The 19,032-nt window shown below is 28.7% G+C and carries 18 protein-coding genes and 1 pseudogene; 8 read left to right on the forward strand and 11 right to left on the reverse strand.

The window, feature by feature from the left end:
* Window positions 1-375 (forward strand): annotated as a pseudogene (locus J2Z76_RS08865) (sulfate/molybdate ABC transporter ATP-binding protein); the annotation flags it as partial.
* Window positions 376-384: 9 nt separating this feature from the next.
* Here the strand turns inward: J2Z76_RS08865 and J2Z76_RS08870 are convergent.
* A complete protein-coding gene (locus J2Z76_RS08870) occupies window positions 385-729 on the reverse strand; it encodes a winged helix-turn-helix domain-containing protein (RefSeq protein ID WP_209511693.1) in 345 nt (114 codons plus the stop codon).
* Window positions 730-975: 246 nt separating this feature from the next.
* On the opposite strand from J2Z76_RS08870, the gene J2Z76_RS08875 reads away from it, so the two are divergent.
* Together J2Z76_RS08875 and ytxC are read left to right on the forward strand one after the other, a co-directional pair.
* Window positions 976-1,710, forward strand: coding sequence for a DUF6873 family GME fold protein (locus J2Z76_RS08875; protein WP_209511694.1), 735 nt, complete (start codon window positions 976-978; stop codon window positions 1,708-1,710).
* Between the two features lie 24 nt (window positions 1,711-1,734).
* On the forward strand, window positions 1,735-2,571 hold the full coding sequence (gene ytxC / locus J2Z76_RS08880; protein ID WP_209511695.1) for a sporulation protein YtxC: 837 nt from the start codon (window positions 1,735-1,737) through the stop codon (window positions 2,569-2,571).
* Window positions 2,572-2,850: 279 nt separating this feature from the next.
* On the opposite strand, the gene J2Z76_RS08885 is transcribed toward ytxC, so the two are convergent.
* From J2Z76_RS08885 to J2Z76_RS08905, 5 genes are read right to left on the reverse strand one after another with little or no spacing between them, the layout of a single operon-like run.
* Complete coding sequence (locus J2Z76_RS08885; RefSeq protein ID WP_209511696.1) at window positions 2,851-3,903, reverse strand: ABC transporter substrate-binding protein; 1,053 nt, start codon at window positions 3,901-3,903, stop codon at window positions 2,851-2,853.
* Window positions 3,904-3,936: 33 nt separating this feature from the next.
* Window positions 3,937-4,716, reverse strand: a complete 780-nt coding sequence (locus J2Z76_RS08890) for an ABC transporter permease (protein WP_245210392.1) — start codon at window positions 4,714-4,716, stop codon at window positions 3,937-3,939.
* The gene (locus J2Z76_RS08895; RefSeq protein ID WP_209511951.1) at window positions 4,710-5,507 is read right to left on the reverse strand and encodes an ABC transporter permease; all 798 of its coding nucleotides are present in this window, start codon (window positions 5,505-5,507) and stop codon (window positions 4,710-4,712) included. Before J2Z76_RS08895 ends, J2Z76_RS08890 begins: the two co-directional genes overlap by 7 nt.
* 47 nt (window positions 5,508-5,554) lie before the next feature.
* Window positions 5,555-6,595, reverse strand: a complete 1,041-nt coding sequence (gene potA / locus J2Z76_RS08900; RefSeq protein WP_209511697.1) for a spermidine/putrescine ABC transporter ATP-binding protein — start codon at window positions 6,593-6,595, stop codon at window positions 5,555-5,557.
* An 18-nt stretch (window positions 6,596-6,613) separates the two neighbouring features.
* Entirely contained in the window at window positions 6,614-7,150 is a 537-nt protein-coding gene (locus J2Z76_RS08905; protein WP_209511698.1) for a helix-turn-helix domain-containing protein, read from the reverse strand.
* A 359-nt stretch (window positions 7,151-7,509) separates the two neighbouring features.
* On the opposite strand from J2Z76_RS08905, the gene J2Z76_RS08910 reads away from it, so the two are divergent.
* Entirely contained in the window at window positions 7,510-9,039 is a 1,530-nt protein-coding gene (locus tag J2Z76_RS08910; protein WP_209511699.1) for a transcriptional regulator, read from the forward strand.
* A 53-nt stretch (window positions 9,040-9,092) separates the two neighbouring features.
* Window positions 9,093-10,472: a DNA repair protein RadA gene (gene radA, locus J2Z76_RS08915; protein ID WP_209511952.1), complete on the forward strand. Its 1,380-nt coding sequence runs from the start codon at window positions 9,093-9,095 to the stop codon at window positions 10,470-10,472.
* 154 nt (window positions 10,473-10,626) lie between these two features.
* Here radA and J2Z76_RS08920 read toward each other — a convergent pair whose 3' ends face one another.
* From J2Z76_RS08920 to J2Z76_RS08940, 5 genes are all read right to left on the reverse strand, one after another.
* On the reverse strand, window positions 10,627-11,187 hold the full coding sequence (locus J2Z76_RS08920) for an accessory gene regulator ArgB-like protein (protein ID WP_209511700.1): 561 nt from the start codon (window positions 11,185-11,187) through the stop codon (window positions 10,627-10,629).
* 13 nt (window positions 11,188-11,200) lie between these two features.
* Window positions 11,201-11,356 carry a cyclic lactone autoinducer peptide gene (locus tag J2Z76_RS08925; protein WP_209511701.1) on the reverse strand — a complete coding sequence of 52 codons (156 nt, stop codon included), beginning with the start codon at window positions 11,354-11,356 and terminating at the stop codon, window positions 11,201-11,203.
* Window positions 11,357-11,615: 259 nt separating this feature from the next.
* Window positions 11,616-12,920 carry a GHKL domain-containing protein gene (locus J2Z76_RS16985; RefSeq protein ID WP_209511702.1) on the reverse strand — a complete coding sequence of 435 codons (1,305 nt, stop codon included), beginning with the start codon at window positions 12,918-12,920 and terminating at the stop codon, window positions 11,616-11,618.
* Window positions 12,921-12,941: 21 nt separating this feature from the next.
* A complete protein-coding gene (locus J2Z76_RS08935; RefSeq protein WP_209511703.1) occupies window positions 12,942-13,664 on the reverse strand; it encodes a LytR/AlgR family response regulator transcription factor in 723 nt (240 codons plus the stop codon).
* Window positions 13,665-13,827: 163 nt separating this feature from the next.
* A complete protein-coding gene (locus tag J2Z76_RS08940; protein WP_209511704.1) occupies window positions 13,828-15,162 on the reverse strand; it encodes an oxaloacetate decarboxylase subunit alpha in 1,335 nt (444 codons plus the stop codon).
* Between the two features lie 191 nt (window positions 15,163-15,353).
* Between J2Z76_RS08940 and J2Z76_RS08945 the strand changes: the two genes are divergently transcribed.
* From J2Z76_RS08945 to J2Z76_RS08955, 3 genes are all read left to right on the forward strand, one after another.
* Window positions 15,354-15,779 carry an Lrp/AsnC family transcriptional regulator gene (locus tag J2Z76_RS08945; RefSeq protein ID WP_209511705.1) on the forward strand — a complete coding sequence of 142 codons (426 nt, stop codon included), beginning with the start codon at window positions 15,354-15,356 and terminating at the stop codon, window positions 15,777-15,779.
* Window positions 15,780-16,152: 373 nt separating this feature from the next.
* Window positions 16,153-17,760 (forward strand): NAD(P)/FAD-dependent oxidoreductase, encoded by a 1,608-nt coding sequence (locus J2Z76_RS08950; protein ID WP_209511706.1) that lies wholly within the window; start codon window positions 16,153-16,155, stop codon window positions 17,758-17,760.
* Window positions 17,761-17,779: 19 nt separating this feature from the next.
* On the forward strand, window positions 17,780-19,003 hold the full coding sequence (locus J2Z76_RS08955) for a BaiN/RdsA family NAD(P)/FAD-dependent oxidoreductase (protein ID WP_209511707.1): 1,224 nt from the start codon (window positions 17,780-17,782) through the stop codon (window positions 19,001-19,003).
* Window positions 19,004-19,032 lie beyond the last annotated feature (29 nt).

Genomic DNA, 19,032 nt, shown 5'->3' on the forward strand with positions numbered 1-19,032 from the left:
AGATTGACAGGCTGTCAAAACATATCACCTTGCAAGGTAATATCACCGTATACTGTTTATGCAACTGATTGGGATATTTTATTAGAAACAAGTGATAAAATTTCTGATAACATTAAGTATGTTGGAATTAAGTCTCATTCGTTTGAATTTGCTGATAAAGCGGAAGATAAAAACACGATTAAGTGTGAAGTAAATGAAGTTGTAGAAGGGATAAATGGATATACTATAATTTTTAATAATAAAAAAAGCGAAAATATAAATTTAAATTCTCACATATGGTTCAAAATAAAAAAAGAGGTTTGGAATAATAAAAAAAATAATATAAAAAAATTGTATGTTAAAATACCACAAAAATCTATATTGCTTTTGGAGTAATATAGATTTTTATAAATAGGTTTTGAAGTATTTGTTAAATAATTCATTTGAAATTGAATTTATTTCTTTATCAAATGCGATATATTGTTTTAAAAATTCAATACATTCTGGTGTTAAGCTTGAACCTCCACCACCTATACCACCGATTTTTCTGTCTAAAAGTTTAAATCCAAGAGCTTTTTCAGCAACCTTAATCATTTTATATGCCTTTGTATATGATAGGTTCATTTCTTTAGCCGCTCCATTTAAAGATTCGAATTCTTTTGTAAGAGTTAGAAGCGTTACTACTCCAGGTCCGAAAAAAATATCCTCCTTTGCTAAACGAATTCTTAATGTTAAATGCAGTTTTTCCATAATTTTCTCCTAAGCTTATTGTTGGAGGGATTTTTATTCATCCCGAACTATTTAAATAAAATAAGTAGTATATTTACATTTTACCAAAATTGATAATAATTGCAACACTATAAACTAAATATTCGAAATAATCATAACTTTAATTAATAAATGAAATATATTCATAAAAAGTTAAAAAAGGTGACAAGATACTTGGAAATATAAAAGAATGAATGTTATAATTAAAAAAAATATTTAGGAGAAGAAATGAATCCATTTGTGCCAACTACAACACCCAGATATGCAATAATAGATTACAGGGCAAGCGATGAAATAAAAAAATATTTAAATAAATTAAATATTAATCTTATTAAAACTGTTAAATGTTGCGATTTGCATGAACCTATTGATGGTCATCCTGATATGGTAATGCATCCAATTGATGAAAAAACTTTTATTGTCGCACCAAATGTATATGATTATTATAGAAGTGTTTTAAATAACATAGGAATAAAAGTTATTAAAGGTGGAAAAACTCTATGTAGAAACTATCCTGAGGATATAGCATATAATGTAGCAAGAATAGGGAGATATGCTGTGCACAACACACATCATACAGACCAGGTTTTAAAGTATTATTTGGAAGAAGCGAATATAGAGTTTATTCATGTAAATCAGGGTTATACAAAATGCTCATTAGCGGCAGTTGGTAAAAATAAGGCTGTAACCTCTGATTTGTTAATACATGAAAAAATTAAATCATATAATATAGACTGTATGTTTATAAATCCTGAAGTAGTTTATCTAAAAGGGTATAATTGTGGATTTATAGGTGGCTGTACGGGATTAATAAATGAAAAAATTTTTTTATCAACTGGCCAAATTTTTGATAAAATTATTATTGATGCATTTAAACAATTTATACAGTCCTCAGGATATTTGTATGAAGAAGCTTCAAGTCAACAAATAATAGATTTGGGATCAATAATACCAATAATATAACCTCCCTGCGAGAGGAGTGACTAAATGGAGCTTTTATCATTAGAGATTAGTGGAAATGAAAATGTTGAAATAACTAAAAATATTGAAATTATAACAAGTGTAGATAACAGTGATATTAAAATAGAATTTTCTTCTACTGATGAAGGAAATATAAGAATAAAATATTTTACAAAGGAAACAATAAATAGAAAAGATAGTTTAGAAAAAGTAGTTAGTAAAATTACTAAACTGTTACAAGCGTACACTAAGCATGAAAGTTGTGTTTATCTTGAAGAAAATTATTTTTACTTCGATGAAGATGAATTCAATGAAATAAAAGAAATAATCGAGGAAGAGGTAGAAAATGATATTAAAGTACAGCTTGTAATAAAAAACAAACTTAAAGAAGTTCTAGAAAATTCAAAATCAATTAATTTAAATGGATTTATTAAATTTAGATTAAAGTTTATTAGTCTGTATGCTTCTCAAATTGTGGAGAAATGTATCGATAATTATTTAATGAAAAAGGAATATCTTGATTTTATAAGTGTCATAAGATATATATCTGATGTAGATGAAAAAGAGCAGGATGTTGTTAATATTATGTACAATAATCACAAGCTACAAATATATGACAGCAACATGAAAAAGTTGAATTATATAGGTGCCATTGAAATTTCTCAAGAGCTAGACGGAAAAATTTTAGAATATAATGAGTTAATAATAAATATTTTATTAAATATTTCACCTAAAAAAATAATAATGCATACTAAAGTAGAAAAGGGGGATGAAGAGTCAGAAAATACAATTGAGATTATAAAGAGAATATTTGAGAATAAAGTTGAAATATGCAAAGGGTGTAAATTTTGCGAGCTAGTATAAATCAACACGCCCTCTGGGCGTACATATTTAAGGAAATACTAAGCTTTATATCGTAAAATAGATATATAAAATGAATATAGCATTTTGCGATGATTAATATATAAATACTATGGGGAGGAATACATATGTCATTTTTAGTACTTGCAACATTGATTACAATAACAGTTTCATCTACGTTGCATTTAATAAATATTAAAGAAACCTTGTAAATCATGATACTAATATAGATAAATTAAAAAATCACTATTTGTTAAATAGTGATTTTTTAATTTCTTTAATTTAATTAGCCTCTTGTGCCATGACTTCTGTCCATCTAGAGCTGTATAAATCTATGAACTCTTTTGGGTCTCTAAACATTTCCATATTATTAATATCTTCAGCTGGTATATTGAAAGCTTCATTGTTTAATAACTCTTCATCAACTTCTTTAATTGCATCTGTGTGTACTGTTGAGTACCATACTTCATCGATATTTCTAAGAGTTGATTCCTTTGAACATAAGAAATCTATAAATTTTTCTGATAATGTTTGGTTTTTGGTTGTTGCAGGTATAAACATAGCATCAATCCAAATATTGCTACCTTCTTTTGGTATTACAAAATCAAGATTTTCATTTTCTTCCATTGCAGAGACTGCTTCACCAGACCATACTAATGCCATATCGGCTTCCTCATTAATCATAATATCAGGGGCACCATCTGTTATATAAGCCATAACTAAAGGCTTTTGTTTTAAAAGTAATTCCTTTGCTTCATCAAGTTCTTGTTCATTAACAGTATTTAATGAATATCCTAAAAGTCTTAGTGCTGCTGCAAAAGAGTCCCTTTGTGAATCCATCATTATAATTCTTTGGTCATGATTTTTATCCCACAAAATTTCCCAACTTTTAGAAGAAACATCAACTGTGTTTTTGTTGTATAAAATACCTAAAGTACCCCAGAAATAAGGGACTGCATACTCATTGTTTGGGTCATATGGCTGGTTTTTGAATTCTTCTCCTATGAAATTATAGTTGGGAATATTTTCAAAATTCAACTTATTAACCATGCCTTCATTAATCATTCTCTCAATCATATATTCGCTAGAAATTATCAAGTCATAATTAGATGCACCTGCTTTTGCTTTTATATACATTTCTTCAGGTGTTGAATAAGTATCATATTTGATTGTAACATTATTTTCTATTTCGAACTGATTTAACAATGATTTGTCAATATAAATATCATAATTCAAAATATTTAAAACCTCTTTTTCTTCCTGTCCGCATGCTGTTACAAAAATAAGAATGGATGCTAGAACTACTAGCAGTGAATATAAATTTCTTTTTTTCATTTAAATACCTCGTTTTTAAAAATTTTTTTTATTTTATTTTGATTTTTCTATTGCATTTGATCTATTATTTACAATAATCATAAGCAATAATACTACAGTGAGCATTATTGTTGATAATGCATTTATAGTAGGACGGACACCTCTTCTTGCCATTGAATATATTACAATTGACAAATTTGTTACGCCTTCACCTTTTGTAAAGTAGCTTATGATGAAATCATCTATTGATAAAGTAAAAGCCATTAAAAACCCTGTTATTATTCCCGGCTTAATCTCTGGTATAATAACCTTTCTAAGCGCATACATTGGAGTTGCACCTAAATCCATAGCTGCCTCAGTCATATGTGTATCTAATTGCCTTAGTTTAGGAAGTATAGATAAAATAACGTATGGAGTATTGAATATTATATGAGAAATAAGCATAGTGTTAAAGCCTAACTTAATATTTAACGATATATATAGTATCATTAATGCAATACCAGTTACTATATCAGGATTTACAACGGGTAAATAATTTATATTTAAAATAATAGATTTTATTTTCCCTTTCATGCTATTTATGCCGATTGCTGCTGCTGTTCCTAATATAGTTGATATTATGGCAGATATCAATGCAATGGAAACTGTATAATAAAGAGCCATTTTTATATCCCTATCTTGGAACAATTCTAAATACCATTTAAATGAAAATCCAGTCCAGTTACCTCTAGATTTAGATTCATTAAATGAATATATGGCTAGAACGATAATTGGGGAATATAGAAAAATGAATATAATTGCCATATAAATTCTAGATAAATATTTTTTTACCAAAGCCTAGCACCACCTTCTTTATCCACATCAAATTTATTCATAATAGACATAGAAATTAAAATAATTATCATCATAATAATAGAAATTGCTGAACCAAAATTCCAATCTCCATTTAATATAAACAATTTTTCAATTAAATTTCCTATCATCATATTTTTGTTACCACCTAATAGCTGTGGTATGATGAATGTGCTAACAGCAGGCATAAACACCATTATTATACCAGATATAACTCCGGGCATACTAAGTGGTAAAATAATTTTTCTAAAGATAGTCTTTTTATCTGCACCTAAATCATCAGCAGCTTCTATAAGTCCAATATCCATTTTACTCAATGCTGTATAAATAGGAAGTATCATAAAGGGTATAAAGTTATAGACCATACCCATCACAGTAGCACCCCTAGTATATAGAAGATTAACTTTTTGAAAACCAATCATCTCCAAAAAATTATTAATTAAACCATTATTTCCTAAAATAGTCATCCATGCATATGTTCTAAGAAGCATGTTCATCCACATTGGTAAAATACATAAAAAAAGTAATGTATTTCTTTTTGATATATTAGAAGTTGAAATTATATATGCAGCTGGATAACCTAAAATTAAACAAATTAAGGTAGATATTGCTGCAAGTGTCATTGAATCAAACAAAATATTTATATACATTGGGTCAAAAAACAGCTTATAGTTTTCTAAAGTAAAGTTAATTGTAGTAATTCCATTTGATTCCTTAGAAGTAATGCTGTATAACAAAACTAGGAAAGACGGCAATATAATAAATATGGTCATCCAAACAATATAAGGGTAGGAAAAATATTTAGTTCTATCTTTCAATTTTACTCCCCCTTTTCCATGATATGTATGTCATCAGGTGTAAAAGATAAGCCAACTGTTGTGCCTATAGGAGCCTTTGTAGTTGAATGTACAAGAAATTCAAAGTTTGAAACAGCAACTATCATCTCATAGTGTACACCTTTAAATGTAACTGACTGTACAATTCCTTCAAGAGGACTTATGCTTTTTTCTGTTAAAACCAAATCTTCTGGACGAATAACAACTTCGATTTCTTCACCTCTACCAAATCCATAATCTACGCATTCGAATTTTTTACCTAGAAATTCAACTAAGTAATCATCATGCATAACCCCTTTTAATATATTACTTTCTCCAATGAAATCAGCAACAAAAGCATTTTCCGGCTCATTGTATATATCTATTGGAGTACCCATTTGTTGAATAATGCCATCATTCATTACAACTATTGTGTCAGACATAGTTAATGCTTCTTCTTGGTCATGTGTTACATAAACAAAGGTTATTCCTAACTTTTTTTGCATTGCTTTTAATTCGTTTTGCATGTCTTTTCTAAGTTTCAAATCAAGAGCACCGAGAGGTTCATCTAAAAGGAGTACCTTAGGTTCATTAACTAATGCCCTTGCAATTGCAATTCTTTGCTGTTGTCCACCACTAAGCTGATCAATTCTTCTCTTGCCATAATTTTTAAGGTTAAAAAGTTCAAGCATCTTTAATACTTTATTACTAATAATTTTTTCATCCATTTTTTTAATTCTTAATCCAAATGCAATATTATCAAAAACATTCATGTGAGGGAATAGAGCATATTTTTGAAAGACAGTATTAAGTTGCCTTTTAAATGGAGGAACATCATTCATTAGGTGACCATCGAAATATACTTCTCCTGATGTTGGTGTTTCAAAACCTCCTATTATTCTTAATGTTGTAGTTTTACCACATCCACTAGGACCTAGCAAGGTTACAAATTCATTTTCCTTAACAGATAAGGTTATGTCATCAAGAACTGTCTCACCATCGAATTTTTTAGTAATATTATTTAATTCTATAATTGCATTGCTCATATAAATTCTCCTTAAAAATTAAAAATTAGGTGGAGTACTCACCCATATTACTCGTGCGGCATTTTTGCTTGTGTTTTCTATATAATGGCTTTTATTTGTTTTGAAATAAAATGATTCACCTTTTTTGACTTTAAAAGCATGATTACCATAGTAAAGCATAATAGTTCCTGATAATATATAGCCAAATTCTTCTCCTTCATGTGGATTGTCCACTTTAGTTTTTGCATAGCTATCAAGTTCAACTAAAATTGGTTCCATTTTATTTTTCTGGGCATTTGGAATAATCCAATTAATTATGTAGTTATCATCAGTTTCTTTTACAAAAACGTCATCTTCTTTAAAAACTATTTTGCCATCTACTGCTCCGTTAAAAAAGGTACCTAAATCCGTACCTAAACATTCTAATATATCTGTTAATGTAGCAATAGAAGGGGAGGTTAAATCTCTTTCTATTTGTGAAATGTATCCTTTTGTCAATTCGCACCTATCTGCTAGTTCCTGCTGAGTTAAAGAATTGGCATTTCTAAGTCTTTTAATATTCTCTCCAATATCCATAAGAAACCCCTCGTATTTTGTTTATATTATTAAACTCTGTGTTTATAATTATTAAACTTCACATATGGCTTTATTATATATATAGCTAATAGTAATGTCAATACGGAAAATAAAAAAAATAAATAAAATATTTTATTTGTTTTTTAGGGTCATATTACTATATAATAAGTTTATAATTACTAAACATTCTTGAAATTTTTAAAAAAAATACATATATAAATTGATAGATGTATTTCAAAATTAATTTATTTAGATAAAATACCTAATATTATTTGTCATTGACAAATAAGTGACATGATTTGTGACAAAAATATTGTAAGAGTAAAAAAAACATGATATTATTTATTTGAGGTGATATTATGGAGTTTAATGAAAAACTTGATTATTTGATGAAAATTACAAAAACAACAAACAGCTCACTTGCTTTATATACCTCTTTAGATGCTTCCTATGTGAGCCGACTAAGACGAGGGGATAGAAAACCTGCAAAAAATGGAAATTACATAATGCCTATGGCAGTGTATTTTTCTAAACATTGTAATGAAAAATATCAAATTGAAATATTAAGCGAAACCATAAAAGTTAAAACTTCTGTAATATTAGATAACGAATCCGCAGCTGAAGTAATATATGAGTGGATGTTGAAAAATGATGATGAAAAAAAGCCAGTAGAAGACTTATTGTATAAGATTTCTAATTTTAGTTATAAAAGAAAACCAAATATCAAAAATAATGAAGATGTACATATGGTAAGTTGGAATAACATAGAACCAAAAGTATACTATGGAGTGGATGGAAAGAGAGAAGCTGTAATTCAATTTCTATCTATTGTAATTAATAATAAAATTCCACAAACATTATTGCTTTTTAGTGATGAAAATACAGAGTGGTTATTTGGTGATTTAACATTTACGGAAAAGTGGGCAAATTTAATGACGAAAGTCATTATGGGTGGAAATAAAATAAAAATAATACATACTGTAAGTAGGGATCTAGATGAAATGCTTTCTGCCATAAGTCAGTGGCTTCCTTTATATATGACAGGTGCAATAGAACCGTTTTTTTATCCAAAGAAAAGAGATGGCGTTTTTAAACGAACTCTTTTTATAGCGCCTGATACAGCAGCTGTAACGTCATCCTCTATAAGTAGCATGACAAAAAACGCAGCAAATTTCGTACTTAGAGAAAAAAATACAATAAAGGCTTTGCTTGGTGAGTTTAATGATTATTTGTCCCTTTGCAGGCCTCTGATGAAAATATTTACATTGGGAGATAAAGATAAATATTTAGAAGAGCTTCATGAATTTGAAAATGAAGAATCGAATTCGTTAATTAGTACAGATACACTTTCTGTTTTAACAATGCCCATGTGTGTAGCAGAGAAAATAAGCAAACGTTTAACTGTCGAAAATTATAATTACGATGGATTATTAACATATTCACAGCTTCGCAGACAAAATTTTGAAAAAAAATTACATATTAACAAATTTATTGATATAATAAAAATTTCAGATATATACTCAGTAAAATCAGGACAAGTCAAAACAGCTATTTCTAATATAGTTATAAAAGAGAATATATGCTATAATACAGAGGAATATATTTTGCATTTAGAAAATATATTATTTCTTATGAGAAATTACAATAATTACAATGTATACATACAGAATAATAATAGTTCGGTCAATGGATATACGCTATATGTAAAGGAAGATATAGGGGTTATTATAGAGAAAACTTCATTTCCACCTGTCATTTTTGCTATTAATGAAAGCAATATGACTGCAGCATTTTGGGACTATTTAGATAGTATTGTAGGTAGTATAAATAGAAAAAATACAATAAAAAAACTAGAAAAGATAATAGCGGATTTAAAAAATTTAAAATAAAGGTTTTATTGTGATATATAGATTACTAAAGTTTAAGTTAGGTGGTGTTCATAATTAAAAATAAAACTATATATATATGTACAAATTGTAGTTATGAAAGTGCTAAATGGATGGGTAAATGTCCAAACTGCGATGAATGGAATAGTTTAGAAGAAACTATTATTGATTCTAAAAAGGGTTCTAGTAATGGCAGGTCAACGGTAAAAAGAAAAACTATAAAGAAATTATCAGAAGTTACTTCCAGTAATAGCGATAGAATTGTAACTAATATAAATGAATTTAACAGGGTAATGGGTGGTGGTGTTGTAAAAGATTCAATTACAATTATCACAGCAAAACCAGGTGCTGGGAAATCAACACTTTTACTTCAAGTAGCAGATGATGTTTCTTCTCAAGGATATAAAGTAGTATATGCATCTGGAGAAGAAAGTGATAGCCAAATTAAAAATAGGGCAGATAGAATATTGCGTAAAATTAATGATAATATCTGGATTATATCAGATACAAATTTAAATAATGTTTTAGATTCTATAAATGATATCGACCCAACATTGATAATTATAGATAGCATACAATCATTTACGCTGGATGAATATTTGCCATCAAGAGCAGGATCTCCAACACAAACTATGGAATGTGCTAATGAATTGCTTAAGGTTGCCAAAAATAGTGAAAAGCCTAGGGCTGTTATACTTGTAGGGCAGATGAATAAAAATGAAGAAATTGCAGGTCTTAGAGCACTTGAACACCTTGTAGATACAGTACTAATTATAGAAGGGGAAAATGAAGAAGAACTTAGGGCCCTACAAAGTTCAAAAAATAGATTTGGAGGAACAGGAGAAATTGGTTTTTTTGGTATGGCAGAAACAGGCATGGTTTCTATAGATAATCCATCAGAATTTTTTATGACTAAAAGAGAAGATGGAGAGGCTGTATCAGGAAGTACGTTAACTGTAGTTAGAGAAGGATCTAGACCTATTATAGTCGAAGTAGAAAGCTTAGTTTCAAACTCTTTTACACCATATCCATCTAGAATTGGAGAGAATTTAGGTAAGGACCAGTTGAATACTTTAATTTCTATCCTTGAACAAAGGGGTGGATTTAATTTATTTAATAAAAATGTTGTTATAAAAATTACTGGTGGACTGAGGTTACGGGAACAAGCTATAAATTTAGCAGTAATAATGAGTATTGTATCTTCTGTTCATAATAGGGGGATATCAAACGATGTTGTATTTATTGCAGATGTAGGACTTACTGGAGAATTAAAAAAAGTTCCATCTCTTGAAGCTAGAATTAGGGAACTTGATAGAATGGGCTTTAAAAAGGTTTATGTAGCAAAGAATGCTTTCGCTAGACCAGTAAAATTTGATAAAATTAAAGTAATGGAGCTTAAAACTTTAAGAGAAGTTGTAAAAGATGTTTTTAATTGACGTTAATAATTCAAATGATCCGAAATAAATAAGCCTGTATAAATATATAACTTTAAATTTATAGAGGCTTATTTGCTTTTCCCCCACCGATGTCATAACTATGTATATTGCTGAAAAAAATGAAACAAACAGTGTATCTATATTGGAGCTTAAATCATAGTTCTGAATAACTGTGATTTTCTGGGATGATTAAACTTATAGACTCAATTAGCATTGCAACAACAGCTGTTAAAAATATGTAATTAGTTTGAACTCTATAAAAGTATAAAATTATAATTGTCGAGCAGTATAAAATTAATATATTTTTACTAATTGTTTTATATTTTTTTTGCTTGTTACTACTTAAAGGTTTGTTTCCACTTTCTGAAGGAGCATATTTAAATACTAAGAAAATAGAAGCAACAATGCCTATTGCTAAAAATAATTCCCCATCTGACCTAAACCAAGAATTGCTCATAGCAGATATAAAAAAAATAACAAGTGATTCAGTCATACATTCTATGTGAGATTTAGCATGATATCCTCCAGCATATGTCCTAAGTCCAGAGAAAAATATTATGAAAACAATAAATTCTGGGATTTTTCCGATTATATATGCTGTTTCAAAAAGTATTACTATATTTAGCATTAAGGATAATAATACTTCAATGCTGTATGTATATATTTCTTTTTCCTGATCAGTAGAATTTATGCTATTTCCAAGAATGTTAGACAATTTGCAAGATAGTTTATTTATCATCTTCGATCAAGCAATTTGGTATTTTAGGTTGGTTTACAAAAAACAAGCATGTTGTACCAACTGTAGCTTTAGCGGTTGTTACTAAAACCATAGTTAAGCAAGTTAATAATGATAATGATATTTTGCTATAATTAAATTTTTTCATTTTATTTTCCTCCTTTCTGTTTATGACAGTATTATACAAGACATTCAACTCGTATTCAATGACAATTTGGTATATTGGTCTATTATCGTGTTTTTATTGTCTATTTGCCAGGTGAAATATATAAAAAAAATCCCATATATCATTGTAATTTAAATGATTATATAAGATTGGCAGCAAGCTGAAAAAAGTTTTTGATAAAAACTTAGTTTTATGACAATGTATGAAACGTGAATATATATGCATAAAACCAATGCTCGAATTAGGTATTTAGAAATACTACTTTAATTACAAATAAATCATTGACTACTTCTGCCTCTAAGCTACCTTCGTATTTTTCTGCTATTTTCTTAATACTCTTAAGGCCAAGTCCGTGATTTTTGGTATCTTTCTTAGTTGTAATTATTTCGTTATTTTTTATAATCAAAGGTGAATTTATAGGATTTTGAGATTTTATTATCATATAATCCTCATTATTATATAGTAATATGTTTATAGTTTTGTTGTTATTGTTTTCATTAGCTTCAATAGCATTGTCCATTATGTTGCCTATAACTTGGCATATATCAGTTTTATCTATAACAATTTCGTTAGTTAAACAGTTTTCAATATGTACTTTAATGTTTTTAAATTTAGCTTGTTCTACTTTATAGTTTAAGTATGAAGTAACTATATTTTCTTCATCTATTTTAGGAACTATAAAGACATCGGTTTCTCCCATAAGATCATCAATATATTTTTGCAATTTATCATTTTGATTAGTTTTGTTATATGTATCAATAATTATTAAACTATTTCTTAAGTTATGTTTTATAATTCTCATTTCTTCTAATATATCATTAATTTGAGAGTAATATTTGTTTCCAATCTCATATTGAAACAATAGCTTGTCTTTTTCGGATTCTTTAATTGCATTTTTTAATATATTAAGAAACAAAATTATTTGAAGTACAGATAATGTTGAAATAGATATGGTAATTAAAAAGATGTAAAAGTTATTTTTTAGAGCTGAATTACCATACATCCAAACAACAATTGTTAGGGCTATTATATTTACAAATAATATCAATCCTATTAATATATAATAGCTTTTATTAACCAATTTAATAGGTTTATTATTATATTTATTTTTTATAAATGAATAAATGTAAAAAAACACTGTTTGAGATATGGTCATTATTGTCAACCTATAAAAACCATAATCATATCCCTTTGATATTTCAGTGTCCATCAAGAGCATAACTATTGCTGAAGCAGCAACTTCACAGAGAGCTAAAATAAATAATATTCCAAAAATCAAAATAGCCTTTGTAGTTGCTTTGCCTTTGAAAATAAATATGGTAGATAAATAAATAGATAAGTAAAGCATGAGGTAAATTATAATATTATCTTTAATTGATGATAATAAATTTACCAATGAAACTAATATAGTCATTGTAATTATTGTATTAGCAAGTGCATGTTTATGATTAATTTTTCTTTCATAAAACAAATCAAAGATTTTATATATTATGTACATTTGAAAAAAATTAACAAATATTTCTATTGCCTTCCAAATTATTATCACTGTTTTATCTCCTGTAGATTATTATAATGTGTTGTGAAATTCTTTTTTTACAATAGCCAATCGACCCTCGCTTATTTTTACAGTACTATCATCACAAAAAGTGATTATATTTTTAGTAATTTTTCTAACATTGTTAAGGTTTATTAAAACACTTTGATTTGCTTTTACAATATTTTTGTAATCAGCTAAGTGTTTTTCTAAATTTGATATGGTTTCATTAACTATAATTGTTTTTTTATATATACATTTAATATGTATTTTTCTATCGCGATGTCTTTCTAAACAAATAATGTTGTCAATGAAAATTCGTTGAAAGTTTCTCGATACATCTTTAATATCAAGAAATTTTCTATCTTTTTTTTTCTTTAAACTATCGCAACACAACAATATATTTTGCTCAAGTTTTGAATAATCTATAGGTTTCAATAGATAATCTTCGACTTTAACCATATATGATTCATATGCATAACCACTATGAGCAGTTACATATATAATCTTTGTATCTGTTGAAAACGATCTAATAATTAACCCTGTTTCTATTCCATTTTGTTCTGGCATTTCCATATCTAGAAATATTATATCAAAATTTTGCCTTTCGTGATGAGCTACTAGTTCCTTGCTTGATGTAAAGGTGTACAATATTAAGTTTAGGTTATGTTTTTCTTTAATAAGATTTATCATGTTGTAAATTATTTCAACATGTTCCTTGCTGTCGTCACAGACGGCTATCCTGTAATTGTCCATACATTACCTCCGTATGCATTTGACACCATTATACAATATGCTACAATTTTTTTCAATATATTAAAAAAGTTAACAAAAGCTGAAAACAATATCAATGGATAATATTGTTTTCAGCTTTTTAACATTTCAAGATGAATTTTGAATTTATTAAGTATTATGTAGATTATCTTTTTTCAAAGAAGGTTTTTGCTACTTGTGGGAATAAAGCATAAGATAAAACATCTTCAACAGAGTGTGCTAATTCTCCGATTTCTGCTGCCATTTTATCATACTCATTGGATAACAAATCTGCAGGTCTAGTTGTTATCACGTCTTCATTTCCGATAATTTTCTTTTTAATATCTTCTGAAATTGAAACTGCAGGTCTACCATACTGGCCCTTTACATAATTTTTTATTTCAGTTGGAATTATTTTATATCTTCCTCCTGAAATAATATTGAAAACTGCTTGTGCGCCAACCATTTGACTCATCGGAGTTACAAGAGGAGGGAAACCAAGGTCTTCTCTTACTTTAGGTATTTCTGCAAGAACATCTTCGAATTTATCACTAGCATTTAGTGATTTCATTTGTGAAATTAGATTTGAGAGCATTCCACCAGGTACTTGATATAATAATGTTTTAGGCTCTGTCATTAAAACTTTTGGGCTCAATATTCCATTATCTATGTATTTGCTAATTATTGGTTTAAAATAATCTGCTGTATTATTTAAACTAGCAATATTAAGTTCTGGATCTCTTTCAGTACCTTGAAGAGTAAAAGCTAATGATTCAGTACAAGGTTGAGAAGTACCAGAAGATAATGGCGAAATTGCAGTATCTACGATATCAATTCCAGCATCTATTGCTCTTTGCATAGTCATTTGTGCCACTCCACTTGTACAGTGGTTATGAAGTTCTATAGGTAAATTTGTTATTTCTTTTATTGCTTTAATTAGTTCATAGGCATTTTGAGGCAATAATATACCAGACATATCCTTTATGCATATAGAATCTGCTCCGGCGTTTTCAAAGTCTTTTATTAGTTTTAAATAGTAATCTAATGTATGTACAGGACTTATTGTATAAGAAATGGCACATTGGCAGTGGGCACCCTCTTTTTTTATAACCTCAATTGATTTTTTTGAGTTTCTAAAATCATTTAGTGCATCAAATACTCTAACAATATCAATACCGTTGTATATAGCTTTTTTTAAAAAAGTTTCAACTATATCATCGGCATAATGCCTGTAACCTAATAAGTTTTGGCCTCTCGTAAGCATTTGTAGTTTAGTGTTTTTTACATTTGCTCTAATTTTACGGAGTCTTTCCCATGGATCTTCATTCAAAAATCTTAGACATGAATCGAATGTTGCTCCTCCCCAAACCTCCATAGAATAAAAACCAGCCTTATCCATTTCTGGAAGAATAGGTAGAATTTCATCTGTAGTCAACCTTGTAGCTATAAGAGACTGATGACCATCTCTTAGGGATGTTTCTGTAATCTTTAATTTAGACATAGTAATCTCCTTAAATTTAAATAAAATAAACAAAAATATAACAATGTTTTTCTTGATTTGATTATTATAATTATGTTATAATAACATGAAAATATGCATTTGTACATAATTAAAATGATATATTTTTAAAAAACACGTAGCATTTAAAGTTAATTTGCTAATTGTAATTAATAAAACAAGGTGGTAAAGTAATGGATCAAACAGATGTTAAAATTGTTAGTATTTTGCAAAAAGATGGTAGAATTTCAATGAAGGAGCTAGGTAAACTAGTTTCATTGAGCCCACCAGCAGTTGCAGAAAGGGTTAAGAGGCTAGAAGATACAGGCATAATTGAAAGGTACAAAGCTATTGTAAATAATGTAAAAGTCGGGAAACCAATATGCGTATATATAAATGCCACTATAAAGCCTGAAAAACAAGAAAATTTTTGGGACTTTGCAAGAAAATCAGAAGATATTGTTGAATGTCATCATGTTACGGGACCATATAGCATGATTATGAAAGCTTATCTTAGAGAAATGTCTCATTTAGAAGAGCTTGTTGGCAAAGTTCAATCTTATGGAAACACAGAAACTTATATAATAATGTCAAGTCCGATTGAAGATAAGCCTATTTAATTTTTTTTATTGCTTTTATTATTTTTATTGCAAAAATACATTGCACAACCCCGAAATAACCGAAAATAGAGCGATATAAAAGAAATTTTCGGTTTTCTTTTTTTTAAAAAACTTAAATTTTTTTCTTATTACTATATTTTTTTAAAATTATTGAAGAATTCTACTACCAAATTCTTCGTTTTTGTATTTTCTTATTTTACTCAGAATTAATTTTATTATTAATAATAGTGAAATTAAAAATTGTGATAGAATATTTTTTAATTTGTGGTATAATGTTTAAGTTACATAAAAATAATATAATATGGAAAAGATTAAAAAATGAATTTGTTTTTGTATTATTTTTATATTGCTTAAAGATTATAAGAGGTGCAAAATGATTAGGATACAGCAAGTAAAATTACCTATTGAACATAGTGAAGATGACTTAAGAGATAAAGCTGCTGAGTTACTAAAAGTTACAAAAGAGCAGATAAAGTCATTATCAATATTTAGAAAGTCAATTGATGCTAGAAAAAAAGATGATATAATGTTTATATATGCGTTGGATGTTGAACTATATAATGATATAAAAATTTCAAAGAGAAATAATAATATTTCAGTGGTGGAGCCATTTATATATGAGATAGAGGTAAGTGGAGAAAAACTTATTAATAAAAGACCCGTCATAGTTGGAAGTGGACCGGCAGGTCTATTTTGTGCATTGCTTTTAGCTGAAAAAGGATATAATCCTATAGTAATTGAGAGAGGTAAAAAGGTTAAGGACAGAATTAAAGATATTGAAAAGTTTTGGAAAGATGGAACTCTAAATGAAAGTTCAAATATACAATTTGGTGAAGGTGGAGCCGGAACGTTTTCGGATGGAAAATTAAATACACTTATAAAGGATAGGTCTAAAAGAGGAAAGCGAGTATTGGAAGAATTTGTAGAAGCTGGTGCCCCCTCTGAAATACTTTATGTGAATAAGCCACATATTGGAACGGATTTGTTGAGAGATGTAATTGTTAATATTAGAAAAAAAGTGATAGATTTAGGTGGAACATTTAGGTTTGAAGAGTGTGTTACAGATATATGTGCGAAGGATGATAATTTGTATCGTATAATTACTGAGAATGATATAATTGATACAGATATATTAGTTTTAGCTATAGGTCATAGTGCTAGAGACACTTTTGAAATGCTAAATAAAAAAGTAAAAATTGAACCTAAGCCATTTGCAATAGGAGTAAGGATTGAACATCCTCAAAGCATGATAGACGAGGGACAGTATGGAGAACTGGCAGGACATCCAAATCTCGGTCCTGCAGATTATAAATTTGTTCATAAATGTAAAAATGGAAGGTCTGTTTATTCATTTTGCATGTGCCCTGGAGGGATGGTAACAGGTTCGTCATCAGAAAAGGGTGGAGTTGTTACTAATGGAATGAGCTTTTACGATAGAGATTTAGAAAATGCAAACAGCGCAGTTGTTGTAACTGTTAATCCACAGGATTTTGGCGGAGATGATGCTCTTGCCGGGATTGAATTTCAAAGGAAACTTGAACAAAAGGCTTTTGAAATTGGTGGTTGTAATTATCGTGCACCCGTACAGCTTTATAAAGATTTCGTAGATAAAAAAGCTTCAAATAGCTTTGGTAATATTTATCCTACATATAGACCTGGTTCAACATTTGCAAATTTATGGGATTGTTTGCCTGATTTTGTATGTGAAAGTTTAGTGGAAGGAATATCTGCATTTGGAACATGGCTTAAAGGTTTTGATAGGCCAGATTCGGTTTTGACTGGAGTAGAGACTAGAACTTCATCTCCTGTTAGAATTGTTAGAGAGGAAGATATGCAGAGCAATATTAAAGGAATATATCCATGCGGAGAGGGTTCGGGATATGCAGGTGGCATTATGTCAGCAGCAATAGATGGACTAAAGGTTGCTGAATTTATTATTAAAACATATAAACCTATGGAAAAAATAAATAGTAAAAAGTAAAATAAAAAGGAATGAGCTTATGAGAATCGCTGTTGTTGGTGGAGGAGCTTCAGGTTTAGTTGCTGCTATAGTTGCAAGTAGGGCTGGGGCAGATGTAATTATTCTTGAAAAAATGAATCGTGTTGGAAAAAAAATATTAGCTACTGGCAATGGAAGGTGCAACTATACTAATATGAACATGTCTTCTGCTTGTTTTCATGGTAAGAATATAAAACAAGCAGAAGAAGTGATGCAATTCTTTGATTTGAATAAGACATTGTCCTTTTTTGAGGATGTTGGAATATATTCATATGTAGATTCAAGTGGAAAAGTTTATCCTAATTCTCTTCAGGCATCAAGTATTCTTGATGTACTAAGGTATGAAGTATTAAGATTAAATATTGATGAAAAAACTGACTTTGAAGTTAAAGAATTAAGAAAGATTAAAGAAAAATTTAGTATTATTGGAATAGATGAAACGTTATATGCTGATAAGGTAATATTGGCAACAGGTGGAAAATCAAGTCCCCAACTTGGTTCAGATGGAAGTGGATACAATTTGGCATCATCATTTGGTCATGAAATTATAGACCCATTTCCTGCTTTAGTTCAGCTTAAATTAGAGGGTCAATTTTTTAAGCGAATTTCAGGTATTAGATTTGATGGAGTTGTAAAAGGCTTTACTGATAAAAACATAATTAGAGAAGAAGTAGGAGAACTGCTTTTTACTGAGTATGGAATTTCCGGCCCACCAGTGCTACAAATTAGCAGAATGATAATAGAAAAAATAAAAAAGGGCGAAAAAGTATACATATCGGTAGATATGTTTCCTGCTATGAGTAAAAATGAGCTATATGATGTTTTGAATGATAGATTTTCAAAAATAGGATATAAATCGCTTGAGGATAGTTTGGTTGGATTTATAAATAAAAAACTTATTCCGGTTGTTTTAAATGAAGCTGGGTTTAATAATAAGGAAGAAAAATGTAAAAAATTAAATAAAAAAGAAGTTTATAAAATCATCGATATTTTAAAAGAATGGAAATTTACAGTTAAAGGTCATAATACTTGGCAGCAGTCACAAGTAACTGCAGGAGGAATTGATTTATCTGGATTAAAATCAAAAACTCTTGAGTCAAAAAAGGTTAGTGGTCTCTATTTTGCTGGAGAAATACTTGATGTTGACGGTGATTGTGGAGGATTTAATTTGCAGTGGGCATGGAGTTCGGGCTACACAGCAGGATATTTCAGTTCTATGAAATAAAGGGATATACTTAGAAAGGATGATTGTTA

The organism is Sedimentibacter acidaminivorans (genome assembly GCF_017873955.1).
In the GTDB taxonomy this organism is placed as follows: Bacteria; Bacillota; Clostridia; order Tissierellales; family Sedimentibacteraceae; genus Sedimentibacter; species Sedimentibacter acidaminivorans.